Genomic DNA, 19,105 nt, shown 5'->3' with positions numbered 1-19,105 from the left:
CCAATTCACTCCCTCTCCAGATCTTTGACCAGTACAGGTACGTATTTCGGACGTTTACCCGGTTCGATTCGGTAAAGCGTCACCTTCTCCACCATGATCGGTGAAGCCAGACGCTTATCCAGCAGCGGCAGCTGCCCCTCTACTTTACCTGCTCCCCATTTTTTCCCGAGTGTGATATGCGGACGATACGGACGATTTTCAACCTGGAAGCCCGCTCCCTTCGTACTCGCCGTCACTTTTTGCTGCAATGCTTGTAGCCGATCGAATGGCTTTACACCGGCCCAGACGACACGTGGCTGCTTCGGGCTGCCAAACACATCGATCCCGGCAGCTTCCAAGGAAAAAGCTTTACCGAAATCTGCGTCTTGCCAGGCTTCCTTTATCTGATTCAGCTGTTCTTCTTCTGCAGGCCCAAGGAATTGCAATGTAATATGGAATTCCTCCGGTCTCGGCCATTGTTTCATCGGAACATATGATTTCAGTTCTGACTGCCACTCAGCCAACGCTGCTTGGATCGATTCGTTCAGACCGATTCCAATGAAATGATGTGTACTCATGCTATTCCTCTTTTCCCTTCTGCTGTACCCTTCATTCTTTGCACGATGAACAAGATTCCAACACCTGCGAAAGTGGTTGCAGCAAACAAAGCGTACATATGATAAACTGTCGCAATTTCCAGGATCATGCCGCCCATCAGGTTGAAGAGTGCATTGCCGAGTCCTGTTCCGACCGCAGAATAAAGCGCAATGGCTGTTGCTTGGACGGAAGAAGGAGCGGCACCTCTAATGTAAAGCAAAGCGGCAGGTACATAGAGTCCTATCGACAGCCCCTGAATGATGGTGGTGATGAAAATGACAGCTAGCGGCGGGTCGAACATGTATAAAACCCATCTTGCCCCGGATACTGCAGCACTTAATATGACAACATGGAGGACACTCATCTTCCCGATGATCCGATGGGCAAGTTTCATAAATGGCGCTTCACTGCCCGCTCCCAAAAAGAAGGCGATACCGACAGCACTTAGTGTGCCACCGGCTGCTAAAATGAATGTTCCGAAATAGAAATTATTTGCCAGGATCGGCCCGAAAATAAGGAAGTTGGAAACGAGAAAGAATAGGAATGGTTTGTTTTTACGCAAGGTGCGCAAGCCTTCCTTCATCGACACCGTCGCTATATCATAGCCTTGCCTCGGAAACCTGCGCAATGCTGGAAGCGCAAGCAGAAGGAACAGACCATAAGCAACGAAAATTACATCCAACGTCCCGACAAAATCGGTTATGTACCCCAGCAGGAAGGAAGCAGCAGCAAATCCGATCGCTCCCCATAATCGGATATTCCCATACTCAAGCTGATTGCGCTCGACAAAGCTTAAAGCCATACTGTCCGATAACGGAATGACAGCCGCCTGGAAAACCGCGATAGCCAGCATACCAAGCAATAGCAATGCATAATGGTCATAAAATAAATAAATGAAAGCAAGCGCAGCGGCAGCAGCTAATGCTGCTGCAAGCAGGCGCAATGGTTTCTTGGTATAATCGCTCAGCAGACCCCAGACAGGCTCCATAACGGTATTCACCAGCGGTATCGCAGCTACTATGAGCCCCACAAGAACAGGATCGAGCTGTTTTTCTTCTTGCAGGAAAACAGCCAGGAGCGGAAATAACGATCCATTGGATAAGAAAGCTGCCAGATAAAAATATTGTAAAGTCCGATATGTCCTTTTCGTATCTGCCTGCATTATCTATGCGCATCCTTTGTCAGCAGATATAACGCTTCTGCATAGATGGCAATGGCCCGCAGCATATCCTCAAGCAGTATGTGCTCATCTTGCTGATGGGCACTGTCCGGTGAACCAGGGAAAAGAGGCCCGAAAGCGACCCCTTTTTTCATCGCTCGTGCATAGGTGCCCCCGCCGATCGCCAAAATATCGGTTTGATCGCCTGTTTGACGTCGGTACACATCAAGCAATGTTTGAACCAGCGGATCATCCTTTTCTACATAAAGGGAAGCTAAATGAGATGTTTCCTGGAATTCGGCCCCTGCTTCTGCAAGCTGCGCAGACAATCTGGCAGTGACCGTATCATAGGCTGCTGTGACAGGATATCGAATATTCACCCCAATCTTCCAGGACACGCCATCTTTCATGCTGAATTCCCCGAGATTAAGCGTCAATGGACCAGAGACTTCATCTGAGAGTCCTAGATCGATGCCATTCCCGTGGTAATCCGCGAATTTTTTGACTAGCCAGTTCAGCTTTCCTGTTACATGGTCGTGCAGCGGAAGGGTTACAAGGAATTTTGCCAAAGCCACTACTGCATTGCTTCCTTTCTCCGGGGTGGAGCCATGGGCAGCTTTGCCGGACATGCTGAGCAGGATAGTATTTTCTTTGGTTTCTGTACTGCCGATCAACCCTTCAGCAGCAAGATGTGCTGCAAATGCTTCTTCCACCTTCTCCAGGCCCTTCCCCGAAAGAAGTGCCTCCGCTTGACCCGGAACCATATTTAGTGCCTTTCCGCCTTCGAACTGCTCCAGTCGAAGCATATCGTCTTGGTACGTCGCTGGAGGAAGCGAGATATAGCCATCGATGATTCCTTTTTCCGCATAAATGAGCGGGAAGTCCGCATCCGGGGTAAATCCGGTATCCGGCATTTCCTCGTGCTGGAAGTAATACTCCATGCATTGCCAATCCCGTTCTTCGTCTGTCCCCATGATCAGGCGAATACGCTTTTTCGGTTCATACCCCATATCCTTCAGGAGCTTCATGGCAAAATATGCTGCTACAACAGGTCCCTTATCATCCAACATCCCTCTCCCGAAAAGGCGATTTTCTGCCAATGTCGGATGGAAGGCACCATATGTCCAGTCTCCGTCGGCAGGTACGACATCCAAATGTCCAAGTACACCTACCAATCCATCTCCCTTTCCATACTCGATATGCCCCGCATAGCCGTCGACATATTTGGTCAAAAAACCATCCTTACTGCCTGTTTGCAGCATATACAAAAGTGCCTCATCTATCTTTTCACCGAACGGCTGTCTATCCGTTTTTGTCGATGCATCATATACGCTTGGAATGGATACAAGTCCATTCAATACTTCTGCATAAGCTTCCTTATAAGCTGACGCCTTTTCATACCAGTCGATTCTTTCCATTGCTGTCGCCTCCTGAATTTTTTATTAATATTCTTGTAAAGGGTAATTAACAGAAAATTTAACCTATCTCCTAGCCTTCTGTGCGTAATTGATGTAAAATACGGGTAGAAAGAGATTTAGAGCACCAGATTCTTATGTAAAACTAAGGAGTGGTTTTTTGAATCAATCAACATCCCGAATGCTAAACCGTGTAAAAGCTGTCTATCTTTACATCCGAGAAAGGGAAACAGTTTCTACTACTGAATTGGCTGAAGAATTTGGTATTACGGACCGTACGGTACAGCGCGATTTGAACGTGCTGGAGTATAACGGTTTAGTACAAAGTCCTCATCGGGGGGTTTGGTCAACGACCTCAAAAAAAGTCAAAATCTCTTGATTCAAATCGTACAACCTATGTAACATTTCTTAACCATTTAAGGCAAGCTGATCTGCAAGCAGATCAGCTTTTTTTTGTATCCTCAAACAGCCTGTCCAGTTCCTCATCAGAAAGTTCCCTGTATTCCCCAAGCTCAAGATCCTCATCGAGCTCCAAGCTGCCCATCCGCAATCGCTTCAAATAAATGACTTCCATACCGACCGCTTCGAACATGCGCTTAATCTGATGGAATTTGCCTTCCGTAATCGTTATCTCGACTTCAGAAACCGGACCAGCGTCCAGGATACGGAGGATGGCAGGCTTCGTGACATAACCATCATCCAGGGTGACACCTTGCCGGAACTGCCCGATCGTCTTTTCGGACACTTCGCCGTCGATGCGGGCATAATAAAGCTTCTGCACATGTTTCTTTGGTGATAATAGCTGATGTGCAAGTGTCCCGTCATTTGTCAAAAGCAGCAGCCCTTCCGTATCCTTATCCAGCCTGCCGACCGGGAATGGCTCAAAAATGCGATCCTCCGGCTGCAGGATATCGACCACGGTCTCGTCCCGCTTATCCTCAGTTGCCGATACCAACCCAGGCGGCTTATGCATCATCAAATAGATGAACTCCCTGTACTCCACTGTTTCCCCATTCACCTTTACATTATCTTTCTTTTCATCCACATGGATGGAAGGTGATTTGACCTGGGCGCCATTCACCGTGATAGCTCCTTGTTTAAGGAGCGACTTCACTTCTTTTCTGCTTCCGAATCCCATATTTGCAAGCAGCTTATCCAATCTCATCATTTAACCCTTCCTTCTTTTCAATAAACGATCGAGGAACCCGATCCGATTTCCGAGTACTCGTTCAAGCAGCGTGGATTTATAGGATAGGATCATGTATACGCCCCCTCCAAACAAAGCACAGACGAAGATGATGACAGCCGATGCAACCTGTCCATCCTGGAATGTAATGGCAAATCCAAGCAAAAACTTGATAAGAAGCACAACCGCAGACATGATTGCCGTGAAAATCAAAATCAGCAATGTCCGCTTTGCGAGCTGACGCACCGGAAAATGCAGCACATGCTTCATCTTCAGGAAGTTCAGCACAGTTGCAATGCCGACAGCCAACGCCGTACCAAAGATGGCTCCCTTGGCTCCGAATGCATGGATGAGCGGAATATTGAAGAAAATCTTCACTAATAATCCTGCTGTCAAACTGATGACGGAGAAGCGCTGTTCATTTATACCCTGCAGGATGGATGACGTTGTCGTGAACAATGCAAACAGCAGTGCTACTGGTGCGTACCAAACCATAAGATTACCCGCTCTTATATCAGGATTGAGAACAGCTTCCGTTCCATAAAACGCTGTGTAGGCTTCACTTCCCAGCAATGCAATACCGATGCTGGCAGGCAAAATCAAGAAAAGCACGATTTGCAATGACTGATTGATTTGCTGTAAATACAATTTTCGGTCATCGGCGAAAAATGCACGGGTGATGGCCGGAACTGCAGCCAAGGATAATCCGATAGACAGTGTCATGGGTATAGTGATGATTTTTTGACCGTAAAAATTTATTACCCCGAAGATATCTACAGCTACATTTCCTTGTCCAATCGCTTCCAGCGCACGCGGCATCGTAAACTGATCGATGAACTGATAAAGCGATGTGGCTATACCAGTAACAACAAATGGGCCGGCATAGCTAAGCAATTCTTTAATGATGGACCTATCTGAAATCGGGGCAGGGCGTACAGTCTGCTGTCTCATTTTCAGCTCCAGATGCGGCTTGCGGGCACGCCAATAAACATAGAGCACTGCACAGGAAGCAAGCGCGCCGACAAAGGCAGCGAAGGTCGCATATCCGACAGCTACGGCAATGTTTTGATGGAAAACATGCAGGGCAAGATAAGCACTGAGCAACAAGAATACAATACGCGCGATTTGTTCCACCACAGTGGAAACGGCCGATGGTCCCATCGATTGGTTACCTTGGAAAAATCCCCTGACGATACTCATTGCAGGTATGATAAGGTTAGCGAAACTGACGAGCTTGATAACATAAGCAACAGTGTCTGTCGTAAAACCTGACTTTCCGTCCCCGACACTCCACTGTGCAATCCAATCGGCTCCGAAATACATGATGAGGAATGCCAGGATACCGGTTGCCCCCATGATTCTGAAGCCGGTTTTGAAAACGCGCTGGCTTGTTCGATAATCCCCTAAGCCATTATATTTTGATACAAATTTTGAAACACCTAACGGAATACCGATTGTAGAAATACTGATCAATATATTATATGGGGTGTATGCAAAGTTGAATAAAGCTCCACCAGAGGAACCTACCAATGCATTGAACGGGATAACATAGATGATCCCGAGAAACTTCGACAGGAATGTAGCTGCCGTCAGCAGCAATGTCCCGCGAATCATAGTCGACAAAGCCATTATTTCACCTAACTCCTCTTTAAAATCCAATGAATCTATTTTATCATAAAGTAGACCTGATGGAAGAATTCCTTTGGATCCCATCAGCAGAAAGGAAGAACAACCAATATGAATTACGATGTAGCAGTGATAGGCGGCGGTCCATCCGGTCTCATGGCGGCCATATCGGCAGCGGAGCATGGAGCCTCCACACTTTTGATTGATAAAGGAAAGAAGCTTGGCAATAAACTTGCGATATCAGGCGGCGGCAGATGTAATGTCACGAATCGCCTGCCTCAGGATGAAGTCATCAAGCATATTCCCGGTAACGGAAAGTTTTTGTATAGTGCATTCTCTATTTTCGACAATTACGATATCATTGATTTCTTCGAAAATCTCGGTGTGAAGCTGAAGGAAGAAGATCATGGACGGATGTTCCCTGTAAGCAATTCAGCTAAATCCGTCGTACAGGCATTGCTTAATCGATTGGATGCGCTGCATGTCCGCATCTGGACGGAAACACCCGTCAAAGCCATCCACTATGGCGAGCAAAAACACGAGATAATCCTAAAAGACGGTGAAAAGATCAGCGCAGGGGCTGTCATTGTCGCTGTAGGCGGTAAAGCAGTACCGCATACCGGCAGTACCGGCGATGGCTATGCATGGGCAAAGAAAGCAGGACATACGATCACGACACTGTACCCGACAGAAGTGCCTTTGCTCTCTTCGGCCAGCTTCATCAAACAAAAGCAGCTGCAAGGACTTGCACTGCGGGATGTAGCTGTAAGTGTGCTCAACGAAAAAGGGAAAACGATCATCACCCATCAGATGGACATGCTGTTCACTCATTTCGGTATTTCAGGACCTGCTGTACTGCGCTGCTCGCAATATGTAGTAAAGGAACTGATGAAAGGACGGAAAGAGGTCGGCATGCATATTGATGCCCTTCCTGACAAGAAAGCTCATGTATTGATGGATGAGCTTTCACAGATGATGCAAGGACAGCCTAAAAAAGCATTCCGTAACTTAGTGAAAGGCATTGTGCCCGAACGTTATCTCGATTTCCTTTTGGAACAGGCCAACATACTTCCAGATATGAAAGCAGCAAATATTTCCCGGGAAAATGTGCAGCAGTTCGTCAGCTTGCTCAAGGGCTTTACTTTCCCTGTAAACGGTTCCCAGCCAATTGAGAAGGCCTTCGTCACAGGAGGCGGTGTGTCCGTAAAAGAAATCGTTCCTACTACGATGCAGTCTAAGTTCATGCCCGGATTATACTTCTGCGGAGAAATCCTTGATATTCATGGATATACTGGCGGTTATAATATTACCTCTGCCATGGTCACTGGACGAGTAGCTGGCATGCATGCAGCATGGGAAGCTGTATCTGTTACGAATTAAAAAATGCCCTCCATCCTTGAAGGATGGAGGGTTTTCACAATGATATAGCATTACTTGTTCAAGAACCGGGCCATAAGTACAGTATCGTGAAATTCGCCGTCACTCAATCTTTTATCATTTTTCAGACAGCCTTCAATTTGAAAACCGTATGCTTCGTACAGACGAATGGCACGTTTATTCGATGCAAGAACAGATAGATTGATTTTATGTATTTCTTGCTTTTGAGACCACGCAATAATCATTTCCAGCATCTTTCTGCCTATACCATATCCCCAATACTCCTTTAAAATTGCAATGCCGAATGTAACTTGATGCGATAACCGCCTTAATTCATTACCTTCACATCTGCAATAACCAACTACTTTTCCCTTGTCACAGGCAACAAGGCATAAATTGGTCAGTTCCTTCCGATCCTTGATTATCAATGCCTCGAAATCTTTCGGTGACAGATACCCTTCTCCTTCTTCTCTATCCATATATTCTGTTTCTCCATCGGTTTTCACTCTCAGCCGCGCTAAAGCTTCAGCATCTTTTATCTCAGCTTCGCGTATGACAAGGTTTCTTTTTATAGTACTTTCCATACCAGCCCCCCTTTTTCCGCAACAAAAAATCCCTGATTCAATAAAAATCAGGGATTTCGACTTGCCTGGCAGCGTCCTACTCTCGCAGGGCGAACCCAACTACCATCGGCGCTGAAGAGCTTAACTGCTGTGTTCGGCATGGGAACAGGTGTGACCTCTTCGCTATTACCACCAGACAATGCAAGAATTCATATGGAATGAACCCTCAAAACTAGATAAGAAACATCCTTGCTGTACATCTCATGCGTGCCAAGCACCGGAGTGCTTGGTCTTTGGCGTTGACTTACTAAGGGATCTGGCGCTGCGGCTAGATCCAGCTCCAAAGGCCAGAAACTATGGCCTAAGCGATAAATCCCTTCGTGAAGAAGTACACTCCACTACGGGCTTTCTCGCTTATTCCTACGTTTCTAAACGGCCTTTTCCGCTTTTCGTTTTTTAGTTAAGTCCTCGATCGATTAGTATTCGTCAGCTGCACGTGTCACCACGCTTCCACCTCGAACCTATCTACCTCATCGTCTCTGAGGGATCTTACTCATTTAAAATGATGGGAAGTCTCATCTTGAGGGGGGCTTCATGCTTAGATGCTTTCAGCACTTATCCCTTCCGCACGTAGCTACCCAGCTGTGCTCCTGGCGGAACAACTGGTGCACCAGCGGTGCGTCCATCCCGGTCCTCTCGTACTAAGGACAGCTCCTCTCAAACTTCCAACGCCCACGACGGATAGGGACCGAACTGTCTCACGACGTTCTGAACCCAGCTCGCGTACCGCTTTAATGGGCGAACAGCCCAACCCTTGGGACCGACTACAGCCCCAGGATGCGATGAGCCGACATCGAGGTGCCAAACCTCCCCGTCGATGTGGACTCTTGGGGGAGATAAGCCTGTTATCCCCGGGGTAGCTTTTATCCGTTGAGCGACGGCCCTTCCATACGGCACCGCCGGATCACTAAGCCCGACTTTCGTCCCTGCTCGACTTGTAGGTCTCGCAGTCAAGCTCCCTTCTGCCTTTGCACGCTACGAATGATTTCCAACCATTCTGAGGGAACCTTTGGGCGCCTCCGTTACTCTTTGGGAGGCGACCGCCCCAGTCAAACTGCCCACCTGACACTGTCTCCGAACCGGATGACGGTTCTGGGTTAGAATGTCAATACAGCCAGGGTGGTATCCCACGGATGCCTCCGCCGAAGCTGGCGCTCCGGTTTCCAAGGCTCCCACCTATCCTGTACAAGCTGTACCAACATTCCATATCAGGCTACAGTAAAGCTCCACGGGGTCTTTCCGTCCTGTCGCGGGTAATGCGCATCTTCACGCATAGTATAATTTCACCGGGTCTCTCGTTGAGACAGTGCCCAAGTCGTTGCACCTTTCGTGCGGGTCGGAACTTACCCGACAAGGAATTTCGCTACCTTAGGACCGTTATAGTTACGGCCGCCGTTTACTGGGGCTTCGGTTCACAGCTTCGGGACGAAGTCCCTAACCATTCCCCTTAACCTTCCAGCACCGGGCAGGTGTCAGCCCCTATACTTCGCCTTACGGCTTTGCAGAGACCTGTGTTTTTGCTAAACAGTCGCTTGGGCCTTTTCACTGCGGCTTCTCCTAAAAAGAAGCACCCCTTCTCCCGAAGTTACGGGGTCATTTTGCCGAGTTCCTTAACGAGAGTTCTCCCGATCATCTTCGGTTACTCACCGTGCCTACCTGTGTCGGTTTGCGGTACGGGCACCTATTTCCTCACTAGAGGCTTTTCTTGGCAGTGTGAAATCAGGAACTTCGGTACTAAATTTCCCTCCCCATAACCGCCTGGAATCATGTTGAGTGGATTTGCCTGCTCAACTTCCTCACGGCTTGGACGCGCATGACCAGCAGCGCGCTTTCCCTATCCTCCTGCGTCCCCCCATCGTTCAAGCGGATTTAGGTGGTACAGGAATATCAACCTGTTATCCATCGCCTACGCCTTTCGGCCTCGGCTTAGGCCCCGACTAACCCTGAGCGGACGAGCCTTCCTCAGGAAACCTTGGGCTTTCGATGAAAGAGATTCTCACTCTTTTTTCGCTACTCATACCGGCATTCTCACTTCTAAGCGCTCCAGCCGTCCTCACGATCGACCTTCACAGCCCTTAGAACGCTCTCCTACCACTGACATCGTAGATGTCAATCCGCAGCTTCGGTGGTGTGTTTAGCCCCGGTATATTTTCGGCGCAGCGTCACTCGACCAGTGAGCTATTACGCACTCTTTCAATGATGGCTGCTTCTAAGCCAACATCCTGGTTGTCTAAGCAACGCCACATCCTTTTCCACTTAACACACACTTTGGGACCTTAGCTGGCGGTCTGGGCTGTTTCCCTTTCGACCATGAACCTTATCACCCATGGTCTGACTCCCAAAGTAGATTGATTGGCATTCGGAGTTTGACTGAATTCGGTAACCCGATGAGGGCCCCTAGTCCAATCAGTGCTCTACCTCCAACCATCATCCTTTGAGGCTAGCCCTAAAGCTATTTCGGAGAGAACCAGCTATCTCCGTGTTCGATTGGCATTTCACCCCTACCCACACCTCATCCCCGCACTTTTCAACGTGCGTGGGTTCGGGCCTCCAGTCAGTGTTACCTGACCTTCACCCTGGACATGGGTAGATCACACGGTTTCGGGTCTACGACCACCTACTATGTCGCCCTATTCAGACTCGCTTTCGCTGCGGCTCCGTCTTTTCAACTTAACCTTGCAGGGGATCGTAACTCGCCGGTCCATTCTACAAAAGGTACGCCGTCACCCATTAACGGGCTTCGACTACTTGTAGGCACACGGTTTCAGGTTCTATTTCACTCCCCTTCCGGGGTGCTTTTCACCTTTCCCTCACGGTACTGGTTCACTATCGGTCACTAGGGAGTATTTAGCCTTGGGAGATGGTCCTCCCGGATTCCGACGGAATTTCACGTGTTCCGCCGTACTCAGGATACACTCCGGAGGAAACCACATTTCAAGTACAGGGCTCTTACCTTCTATGGCGGGCCATTCCAAGCCGCTTCGTCTACATGGTTTCTTTGTAACTCCAAAGGAGTGTCCTACAACCCCAGAAGGCAAGCCTTCTGGTTTGGGCTGATTCCGTTTCGCTCGCCGCTACTTGGGAAATCGCATTTGCTTTCTCTTCCTCCGGGTAATGAGATGTTTCAGTTCCCCGGGTCTGCCTCGCATCACCTATGTATTCAGTAATGCGTACTATCCAATAACGGATAGCGGGTTCCCCCATTCGGAAATCTCCGGATCAAAGCTTACTTACAGCTCCCCGAAGCATATCGGTGTTAGTCCCGTCCTTCATCGGCTCCTAGTGCCAAGGCATCCACCGTGCGCCCTTCTTCACTTAACTAATAACGCATGATGCATTAAATCGCGACAATATATATTGTCTTGCTTTAAAGTTTGATGTTCTGGCATGTTGTTTCTTATCTAGTTTTCAAGGTTCACAAGAGAGATTGATCTCTCAAAACTGAACAAACAACCCAATTACGTGTCTACTACGAAGTAGTAGTTCCAATGTCCAGGTTCAGCTCCTAAAAGCTAGCGTATAGTTCATCTCGTTTCCTGACTCCAAAACCCGGAGTCTGTAACCGATCTGATCTATCCGTACGCTTTTGAACAGTCGCTTCACCTTTTCCAATTATCCTTAGAAAGGAGGTGATCCAGCCGCACCTTCCGATACGGCTACCTTGTTACGACTTCACCCCAATCATTGATCCCACCTTCGGCGGCTGGCTCCAAAAGGTTACCTCACCGACTTCGGGTGTTACCAACTCTCGTGGTGTGACGGGCGGTGTGTACAAGGCCCGGGAACGTATTCACCGCGGCATGCTGATCCGCGATTACTAGCGATTCCGGCTTCATGCAGGCGAGTTGCAGCCTGCAATCCGAACTGAGAATGGTTTTATGGGATTTGCTTAGCCTCGCGGCTTCGCTGCCCTTTGTACCATCCATTGTAGCACGTGTGTAGCCCAGGTCATAAGGGGCATGATGATTTGACGTCATCCCCACCTTCCTCCGGTTTGTCACCGGCAGTCACTCTAGAGTGCCCAACTGAATGCTGGCAACTAGAATCAAGGGTTGCGCTCGTTGCGGGACTTAACCCAACATCTCACGACACGAGCTGACGACAACCATGCACCACCTGTCACGCTGTCCCCGAAGGGAACGCCTTGTCTCCAAGGTTGTCAGCGGATGTCAAGACCTGGTAAGGTTCTTCGCGTTGCTTCGAATTAAACCACATGCTCCACCGCTTGTGCGGGCCCCCGTCAATTCTTTTGAGTTTCAGCCTTGCGGCCGTACTCCCCAGGCGGAGTGCTTAATGCGTTAACTTCAGCACTAAGGGGCGGAAACCCCCTAACACCTAGCACTCATCGTTTACGGCGTGGACTACCAGGGTATCTAATCCTGTTTGCTCCCCACGCTTTCGCGCCTCAGCGTCAGTTACAGACCAGAGAGTCGCCTTCGCCACTGGTGTTCCTCCACATATCTACGCATTTCACCGCTACACGTGGAATTCCACTCTCCTCTTCTGCACTCAAGTTCCCCAGTTTCCAATGACCCTCCACAGTTAAGCTGTGGGCTTTCACATCAGACTTAAGAAACCGCCTACGCGCCCTTTACGCCCAATAATTCCGGACAACGCTTGCCCCCTACGTATTACCGCGGCTGCTGGCACGTAGTTAGCCGGGGCTTTCTGGTCAGGTACCGTCAAGGTACAAGCAGTTACTCTTGTACTTGTTCTTCCCTGACAACAGAGCTTTACGACCCGAAGGCCTTCATCGCTCACGCGGCGTTGCTCCGTCAGACTTTCGTCCATTGCGGAAGATTCCCTACTGCTGCCTCCCGTAGGAGTCTGGGCCGTGTCTCAGTCCCAGTGTGGCCGATCACCCTCTCAGGTCGGCTATGCATCGTCGCCTTGGTGGGCCGTTACCCCGCCAACTAGCTAATGCACCGCGGGCCCATCTGTAAGTGACAGCCGAAACCGTCTTTCCATTTCCGATCAGGAGAAAGGAAATACTATCCGGTATTAGCCCCGGTTTCCCGGAGTTATCCCAGTCTTACAGGCAGGTTGCCCACGTGTTACTCACCCGTCCGCCGCTCATTCCGCCAGATTCACCCCGGAGGGGTCATCTGGTTTCCTGCGCTCGACTTGCATGTATTAGGCACGCCGCCAGCGTTCGTCCTGAGCCAAGATCAAACTCTCCATGAAAGTGTTGATGCATTGCTCGTCAGAGCTGACGTTGATCTTTATGATCATGTCGTTTAGTTCGTAATTGGTTGTTTTGTCCAGTTTTCAAAGATCAATGACTGCCTTGCGACAGTATCTATATACTACCACCATGATTCGATACTGTCAACACTAGTATCAGAGAAAAATAGATTATTAGCAAAGAAGACGTCGAAACGCCTTCCTTGCCGCCCCTCATCTTACTTGAAAACCAGTTCGCCTTTCCATTCCAGCATACCGCCGTCCATATTGATCACATCATATCCTTGATTCTCCATGAATGCAGCCGCATTCATGCTGCGGTGACCGCCGCGGCAGACAAGTACATATGTCTCGTCCGCAGGCAATTCAGGCAGCTTTTCAGGAATCTGCTGCAGCGGAATATGAATGGCACCTGGAATCATGCCTTGTTCCACTTCTTCCTCTTCCCGCACATCGATCACTTTATAGGCAGAAGTCCCGTTTTCAATAAGTTCATCAAGTTCTTCCGGTTGTATATTACGCATCTTACATCTCTCCTTCACTCAAATAGAATCCCTTCCGGAAACACAGAAGGGATTCATCTATCAGTTTGCTACTACATTCACCAGCTTGCCTGGAACGACGATCACCTTGCGGACAGTCTTTCCTTCCAGCCAGCTTTGCATTTGTTCATTATTCAGCGCGATTTGTTCAAGCTCTTCCTTGGATGCATCGTGCGGCACCATTGCTTTTGCCCGCACCTTGCCCATCGCCTGCAGCACGATTTCGATTTCTTGTTCTACAAGCTTCGACTCATCATGGACCGGCCATTCTGCATACGAGATTGTTTCCTGATGTCCCAGTTTGCTCCACAGCTCTTCCGCAATATGCGGTGCTACCGGCGAAAGCAGCTTGATGAAGCCTTCGGCAAAATCACGCGGGATGACAGGTGCTTTATAGCAATCATTGATGAACACCATCAATTGGGAAATCCCGGTATTGAAACGTAAAGCCTCGAAGTTCTCTGTCACTTTCTTCACAGTTTCATGATAGCTTTTTTGCAGTTCTTCGGCATCTGTATCCTGCACCTTATCCGAAAGCTCCCCTTCTTCTGTAATGAATAAGCGCCATACACGATCAAGGAATCGACGGGAACCATCCAGGCCATTTGTCGACCAGGCAATCGAAGCATCCAATGGACCCATGAACATTTCATATAGACGGAGTGTATCTGCCCCATGGGAATCAATGACATCATCAGGATTGACGACATTCCCTTTGGACTTACTCATTTTTTCATTGTTTTCACCAAGGATCATGCCTTGGTTGAACAGCTTCTGGAAAGGCTCTTTCGTCGGCACGACTCCGATATCATAAAGGAATTTATGCCAGAAACGTGCATATAGCAAATGAAGGACGGCGTGCTCTTGCCCACCGATATATACATCGACCGGCAGCCACTTCTTCAGCGTTTCAAAGTCAGCAAGCTTTTCTGGATTCTTCGGATCGATGTAACGAAGGAAGTACCAGCTGCTTCCCGCCCACTGCGGCATCGTATGTGTTTCACGCTTGCCTTTCTTGCCTGTTTCCGGATCCGTGACATTCACCCATTCCGTGATATTCGCAAGCGGTGATTCACCTGTACCGGATGATTTGATTTCATCTGTTTTCGGAAGTACAAGCGGAAGCTCTTCCTCCGGTACGCTTGTCATCGTGCCATCTTCCCAATGGATGATCGGAATCGGCTCACCCCAGTAGCGCTGGCGGCTGAACACCCAGTCACGCAGACGATAGCTTACCTTCTTGGAGCCGTGGTTGTTCTCTTCCAGCCACTTGATCGCTGCAGAAATTGCTTCTTCTTTATTCAAACCGTCAAGGAAACCAGAATTGATATGCGCTCCCTCGCCAGTATGCGCTTCTTTTTCAATATCTGCACCTTCGATGACTGCTTTGATCGGCAAATCGAAAGTCTTCGCAAACTCATAGTCACGTTCATCATGTGCCGGGACAGCCATGATTGCTCCCGATCCATAGCTCATCAGCACGTAATCGGCGATCCAGATCGGCATTTTTTCTCCGTTAACTGGATTGATGGCATATGCTCCCGTGAATACACCTGTTTTCTCTTTTGCAAGGTCGGTACGCTCCAAATCACTCTTTGCAGCTACTTCCTGCTTATAGGCATCGACTGCTTCGCGCTGGGCATCGGACGTAATTTTGTCAACAAGCGGATGCTCGGGGGACATGACAGCGAATGTAGCCCCAAACAAAGTATCCGGACGAGTCGTAAACACATCGAAGCTTTCTTCTGTGCCGTCGATGCGGAAGGTGACTTCAGCTCCTTCTGAACGTCCGATCCAGTTTCGCTGCATTTCTTTCAAGCTATCCGGCCAGTCCAGTTCATCCAAGTCCTCAAGCAGACGATCTGCATAAGCAGTAATACGCAGCACCCATTGCTTCATCGGCTTGCGGATGACAGGGTGCCCGCCGCGCTCACTCTTTCCATCGATGACTTCTTCATTGGAAAGGACAGTACCCAGGGCAGGGCACCAGTTGACTGCCACTTCATCGACATAAGCAAGGCCCTTCTTGTACAATTGAAGGAAAATCCACTGCGTCCATTTATAGTAATCTGGATCTGTTGTATTGACTTCGCGATCCCAGTCATAGGAGAAACCAAGTTCTTTGATTTGTCTTGTGAAGGTCGCTATGTTCTTTTTCGTGAATTCTTCCGGATCGTTCCCCGTATCCAGCGCATACTGCTCCGCCGGCAAACCGAATGCATCCCAGCCAATCGGATGAAGCACTTCATAGCCTTGCATCCGTTTCATACGAGATAATATATCCGTCGCTGTATAACCTTCAGGGTGTCCGACGTGCAGACCTGCACCTGATGGATAAGGAAACATATCCAAGGCATAAAACTTTTGTTTGTCAGAGGAAGTATCCGTTTTGAACGTTTTGTTTTCTTCCCAAAAAGCTTGCCATTTCTTTTCGATTTCATGATGATTGAATGACATATCATGTGCCTCCTGTACTCTCTTCAACTTGAACAATCTGACCGTGAAGCAAAGAAAAAAGCCCCTCATCCCAATAATGGGACGAGAGACTTCTCCCGCGGTACCACCCAACTTAGCGCAAATGCACGCCCGCTCGACATTCCTTAACGCGGAAAACGGCAAAAAGTACTGGCAGTTCCCTTTTGCAATTCCGAAGGCGAGTTCACAAGATGCCGGGACGGCTTGCACCAGAGTACCGTCTCTCTATAACCAAGCAGTGCTCGCTACTACTCCTTCTCCTCATCGTTCACAGTATTGTTGTGTCCAGTGTACGGAACTGCGCTGCGTTTGTCAAGATTCGGCAGCTTCCGTCCGGAATACCGAAACAGCCTCCTGCAGCTCACGCGTTACACGGTCCAGCTGCCCGACTGTCATGGCCAGCTGCTCATATGCTCCATACTGGGCGTTGGTCGAGTGGTGGACCACATCCGTCTTTGCAGTGTTTTCCTGGAGCGTACTGCTGATTTGTTCCACTCGGGTCAGCACCTCCGCCCCCAATTCTTCGGATTTAAGACTGCCACTTTGGATTTGCTGCAGCCGCTTTGCAATTGTCTCGAATTTTTCTTCTATCTCTACAAATGATGTTTCCATGCTTTCCATGGAAGCTGTTTCAGCTTTGGCTGTTTCGTGGCCGAATTGCACAGCCTCGGATAAATTCATCGTTCCCTTGCGAATTGCACCAATCGTCTGATAGATGCTATCCGCCGAAGCTTTGGATTCATCGGCTAGCTTACGGATTTCATCGGCAACGACAGCAAATCCTTTGCCTGCTTCCCCAGCCCTGGCCGCCTCGATCGCCGCATTCAAAGCAAGCAAGTTAGTCTGTTCCGCAACGGAAGCAACCGATGCCACCATTTGCTCGATTTGCTGAGAGTATTGCATGAAATCCCGCAGAGACGCTTCCATCAGCTCCCTGCTTTCTCCATTCCTGACTGTCAGCCGCTGCTGCTCTTGAACGGTTTCACGTCCGCGGACAGCAGCCTCTGCCGCAAGTTTCCCGAGCTCGACTGTCTCTGTCGCAAACGCACTGTTCTCACTTCCCTGCTTGTCCATCTGTTCAATCATGGCAACAGTCTGCTGAAGGTCGGAGGAAATACGCTGAGATCCGGATGTGATTTCACCGACCGAAGCAGCAATCTCCTTATGCAGTTCCTGAAGATTACGATTGTCCTTGTCGATTTCTTCTGACATTCCGGCTACTTCATCACTGGCTTTTTCAATGGATCGAATCAAGCTTTTCAGCTGTTCTGCCATCTGGCCGAATGACTGATTCATTTCACTGATTTCCAGGCTCCCGGTCTTTTCTATTGGCCGTACAGTCAAATCACCAGCTGCAATCTGATTCGTCCTCGATGCCAGTGCCAATAATGGATTGGCAATCGATTTACTCGTCCTTCCCGATGTGTAGCTCGTGATGATGATCAGCAGCAGCACCCCCACGACGGACACCACTATTACAAATGTGATCTGATTCTGCAATGTACGCTGTTCATCTTCATAAGCTGCCGTACTGTATGCATTCGCCATATAAATATCATTCAGCAGCCCTTGAACCCGGCTGGATAACCGAAGTGCTTCCATCTCATTCACATTCGTCAGAAGGCTCGTCACTTCCCCCTGCCATTCATCATACTTTTCCATTGCCGCTTCGAGATATGCGGATGACTGCCCTTCCGTGGTGGCAGTCAGCTGCTCGAAGCTCGATTCGCTCTGATCCAAATAAGTCCGCAATTCTGCAGCCGATGTGTCCGTACGGATCGTAGCCGTGTTCTTCAGTATCTGCCCTGCATTATTGAGCTGACTGTCAAGCCGCTGCAGCTCCAGAAGATGCTGGACCTGCTCATAACTGGAGGCGTTGATTCTCACCATACTAAAGATGATGAACGCAATGAGGGCCAAAGCCAATACACTTGTAGCTGCCGATTGAAGAAAAAGTTTCCGTGTCAGTTTCATTTAGCTCACTCCGATTCTATCAGCTTCTGTGTTGCCGTGTGGACTTTTCCTTCGACTGTGTCCGTGATACTGACGACGCCAATCGGACTCAAGCCTACCGCTTGTTCCTTCAATCCAATCATATTATCCTTCGGCAGCTCTTCCCCTTTCGATAACCGCTCCAAAAATTCGAATAAGACGTGATCGATTTGCAGCATGGCAGATGTCACGACATTATCGGGAGCAAGATAAGACTGATCGCCTCCGGCACCAATCACATATATATCCGTCAAGGAAGCTTGTCCTATCATCGCCTTTTCGGCACTTCCGGGTTCAGCAAAAAGAATATCCGCCCCCTCCTCGATCAGTTCCTTCGCCGATTGCTTACCGGCAGCTTCGTCATCCGGAGATGCTTCCCTAACAAGCAGTTCCGTTTCTTGGGATGTATCAGCCATCCCTTGTTCGAATCCTGCAAGATAAGCACTGGATCGCTCACCGATAAAGCCCGCCTTACCCGTTTTTGTCACGGTGGCAGCTGCCACACCTGCCAAATAACCCGCCTGTTTTACATCAAACGTATAGCCGAATAGATTATCTCCCTTCAAATCGGTTCCGAAAGCTATATATGTAATATCCGGATTTGCAGCTGCTTGCTCAGAGACAGCGTCCCTGGCTGATGGCTCCAAAGTGATGATTGCATCCATGCCTTCCCGAGCCAATTCCCCCAGTACTTCTTCATAGGATAGCTCTGGGGTCATTTCCTTATATGTATAGACTATATCAAGACGATCCCTTGCTTTCGTCAGGCCCTCGATGGCCACATCATTCCATTCCTGATCACCGAGTCCCGCTTCTGTCAGTATGATTCCGATACGTTTTTCTTCATCCAGTTTGGCAGCTGCCGAATCGGCTGCACACCCAGTCAGATAACATAGAAGCAGAATACAAATAGGTATTAGGACGCGCTTATACATGTCGATATACTCCTT

General features: G+C 48.9%; 12 protein-coding genes, 3 rRNA genes and 1 other annotated feature. Of the genes, 2 read left to right on the top strand and 13 right to left on the bottom strand.

Features of this window, described 5'->3' with window-relative positions; genetic code table 11:
• Positions 1-5: 5 nt before the first annotated feature.
• Genes thpR through pepV form a run of 3 tightly spaced genes read right to left on the bottom strand, consistent with a single transcriptional unit; the run spans position 6 to position 3,153 of the window.
• Entirely contained in the window at positions 6-557 is a 552-nt protein-coding gene (gene thpR / locus MHI54_RS14195; RefSeq protein WP_095217270.1) for an RNA 2',3'-cyclic phosphodiesterase, read from the bottom strand.
• Positions 554-1,738 carry an MFS transporter gene (locus MHI54_RS14190; protein WP_095217271.1) on the bottom strand — a complete coding sequence of 395 codons (1,185 nt, stop codon included), beginning with the start codon at positions 1,736-1,738 and terminating at the stop codon, positions 554-556. Before MHI54_RS14190 ends, thpR begins: the two co-directional genes overlap by 4 nt.
• Complete coding sequence (gene pepV / locus MHI54_RS14185; RefSeq protein WP_095217272.1) at positions 1,738-3,153, bottom strand: dipeptidase PepV; 1,416 nt, start codon at positions 3,151-3,153, stop codon at positions 1,738-1,740. Before pepV ends, MHI54_RS14190 begins: the two co-directional genes overlap by 1 nt.
• Positions 3,154-3,310: 157 nt before the next feature.
• Between pepV and MHI54_RS14180 the strand changes: the two genes are divergently transcribed.
• Positions 3,311-3,529 (top strand): DeoR family transcriptional regulator, encoded by a 219-nt coding sequence (locus MHI54_RS14180; RefSeq protein ID WP_093728766.1) that lies wholly within the window; start codon positions 3,311-3,313, stop codon positions 3,527-3,529.
• A 63-nt stretch (positions 3,530-3,592) separates the two neighbouring features.
• Here the strand turns inward: MHI54_RS14180 and MHI54_RS14175 are convergent, their stop codons facing one another.
• The gene (locus MHI54_RS14175) at positions 3,593-4,315 is read right to left on the bottom strand and encodes a pseudouridine synthase (RefSeq protein ID WP_095217275.1); all 723 of its coding nucleotides are present in this window, start codon (positions 4,313-4,315) and stop codon (positions 3,593-3,595) included.
• A 3-nt stretch (positions 4,316-4,318) separates the two neighbouring features.
• Positions 4,319-5,965, bottom strand: coding sequence for a polysaccharide biosynthesis protein (locus MHI54_RS14170; protein WP_340081933.1), 1,647 nt, complete (start codon positions 5,963-5,965; stop codon positions 4,319-4,321).
• A 108-nt stretch (positions 5,966-6,073) separates the two neighbouring features.
• Between MHI54_RS14170 and MHI54_RS14165 the strand changes: the two genes are divergently transcribed.
• Positions 6,074-7,342 (top strand): NAD(P)/FAD-dependent oxidoreductase, encoded by a 1,269-nt coding sequence (locus MHI54_RS14165; protein WP_340081932.1) that lies wholly within the window; start codon positions 6,074-6,076, stop codon positions 7,340-7,342.
• Positions 7,343-7,392: 50 nt separating this feature from the next.
• Here the strand turns inward: MHI54_RS14165 and MHI54_RS14160 are convergent, their stop codons facing one another.
• The 8 genes from MHI54_RS14160 to MHI54_RS14125 form a co-directional block, all read right to left on the bottom strand.
• Complete coding sequence (locus MHI54_RS14160) at positions 7,393-7,923, bottom strand: GNAT family protein (protein ID WP_340081931.1); 531 nt, start codon at positions 7,921-7,923, stop codon at positions 7,393-7,395.
• Between the two features lie 63 nt (positions 7,924-7,986).
• Positions 7,987-8,099 (bottom strand): 5S ribosomal RNA (rrf, locus tag MHI54_RS14155).
• Positions 8,100-8,358: 259 nt separating this feature from the next.
• Positions 8,359-11,283 (bottom strand): 23S ribosomal RNA (locus MHI54_RS14150).
• A 301-nt stretch (positions 11,284-11,584) separates the two neighbouring features.
• Positions 11,585-13,146 (bottom strand): 16S ribosomal RNA (locus MHI54_RS14145).
• The 16S, 23S and 5S rRNA genes sit together here, the layout of an rRNA operon.
• A gap of 218 nt (positions 13,147-13,364) precedes the next feature.
• Positions 13,365-13,670 carry a rhodanese-like domain-containing protein gene (locus MHI54_RS14140; RefSeq protein WP_095215997.1) on the bottom strand — a complete coding sequence of 102 codons (306 nt, stop codon included), beginning with the start codon at positions 13,668-13,670 and terminating at the stop codon, positions 13,365-13,367.
• 60 nt (positions 13,671-13,730) lie between these two features.
• Positions 13,731-16,145, bottom strand: a complete 2,415-nt coding sequence (gene leuS, locus MHI54_RS14135) for a leucine--tRNA ligase (protein ID WP_340081930.1) — start codon at positions 16,143-16,145, stop codon at positions 13,731-13,733.
• A gap of 74 nt (positions 16,146-16,219) precedes the next feature.
• Positions 16,220-16,434: a binding site (T-box leader), on the bottom strand.
• Positions 16,435-16,475: 41 nt separating this feature from the next.
• A complete protein-coding gene (locus MHI54_RS14130) occupies positions 16,476-18,137 on the bottom strand; it encodes a methyl-accepting chemotaxis protein (protein ID WP_340081929.1) in 1,662 nt (553 codons plus the stop codon).
• 5 nt (positions 18,138-18,142) lie between these two features.
• Positions 18,143-19,090 (bottom strand): BMP family ABC transporter substrate-binding protein, encoded by a 948-nt coding sequence (locus MHI54_RS14125; RefSeq protein WP_095215977.1) that lies wholly within the window; start codon positions 19,088-19,090, stop codon positions 18,143-18,145.
• Between the last annotated feature and the right edge of the window lie 15 nt (positions 19,091-19,105).

The organism is Terribacillus sp. FSL K6-0262, from assembly GCF_037977385.1.
Lineage (GTDB): Bacteria > Bacillota > Bacilli > Bacillales > Amphibacillaceae > Terribacillus.
This window is presented reverse-complemented; position numbering and strand designations above follow the sequence as displayed.

Bases quoted from the DNA above. Each gene is read 5' to 3' on its own strand.
- thpR (WP_095217270.1), bottom strand. From the start codon at position 557: ATGAGTACACATCATTTCATTGGAATCGGTCTGAACGAATCGATCCAA.
- MHI54_RS14165 (WP_340081932.1), top strand. From the start codon at position 6,074: ATGAATTACGATGTAGCAGTGATAGGCGGCGGTCCATCCGGTCTCATG.
- MHI54_RS14125 (WP_095215977.1), bottom strand. From the start codon at position 19,090: ATGTATAAGCGCGTCCTAATACCTATTTGTATTCTGCTTCTATGTTAT.
- MHI54_RS14160 (WP_340081931.1), bottom strand. From the start codon at position 7,923: ATGGAAAGTACTATAAAAAGAAACCTTGTCATACGCGAAGCTGAGATA.
- MHI54_RS14190 (WP_095217271.1), bottom strand. From the start codon at position 1,738: ATGCAGGCAGATACGAAAAGGACATATCGGACTTTACAATATTTTTAT.
- leuS (WP_340081930.1), bottom strand. From the start codon at position 16,145: ATGTCATTCAATCATCATGAAATCGAAAAGAAATGGCAAGCTTTTTGG.
- MHI54_RS14140 (WP_095215997.1), bottom strand. From the start codon at position 13,670: ATGCGTAATATACAACCGGAAGAACTTGATGAACTTATTGAAAACGGG.
- MHI54_RS14175 (WP_095217275.1), bottom strand. From the start codon at position 4,315: ATGAGATTGGATAAGCTGCTTGCAAATATGGGATTCGGAAGCAGAAAA.
- MHI54_RS14130 (WP_340081929.1), bottom strand. From the start codon at position 18,137: ATGAAACTGACACGGAAACTTTTTCTTCAATCGGCAGCTACAAGTGTA.
- MHI54_RS14170 (WP_340081933.1), bottom strand. From the start codon at position 5,965: ATGGCTTTGTCGACTATGATTCGCGGGACATTGCTGCTGACGGCAGCT.
- pepV (WP_095217272.1), bottom strand. From the start codon at position 3,153: ATGGAAAGAATCGACTGGTATGAAAAGGCGTCAGCTTATAAGGAAGCT.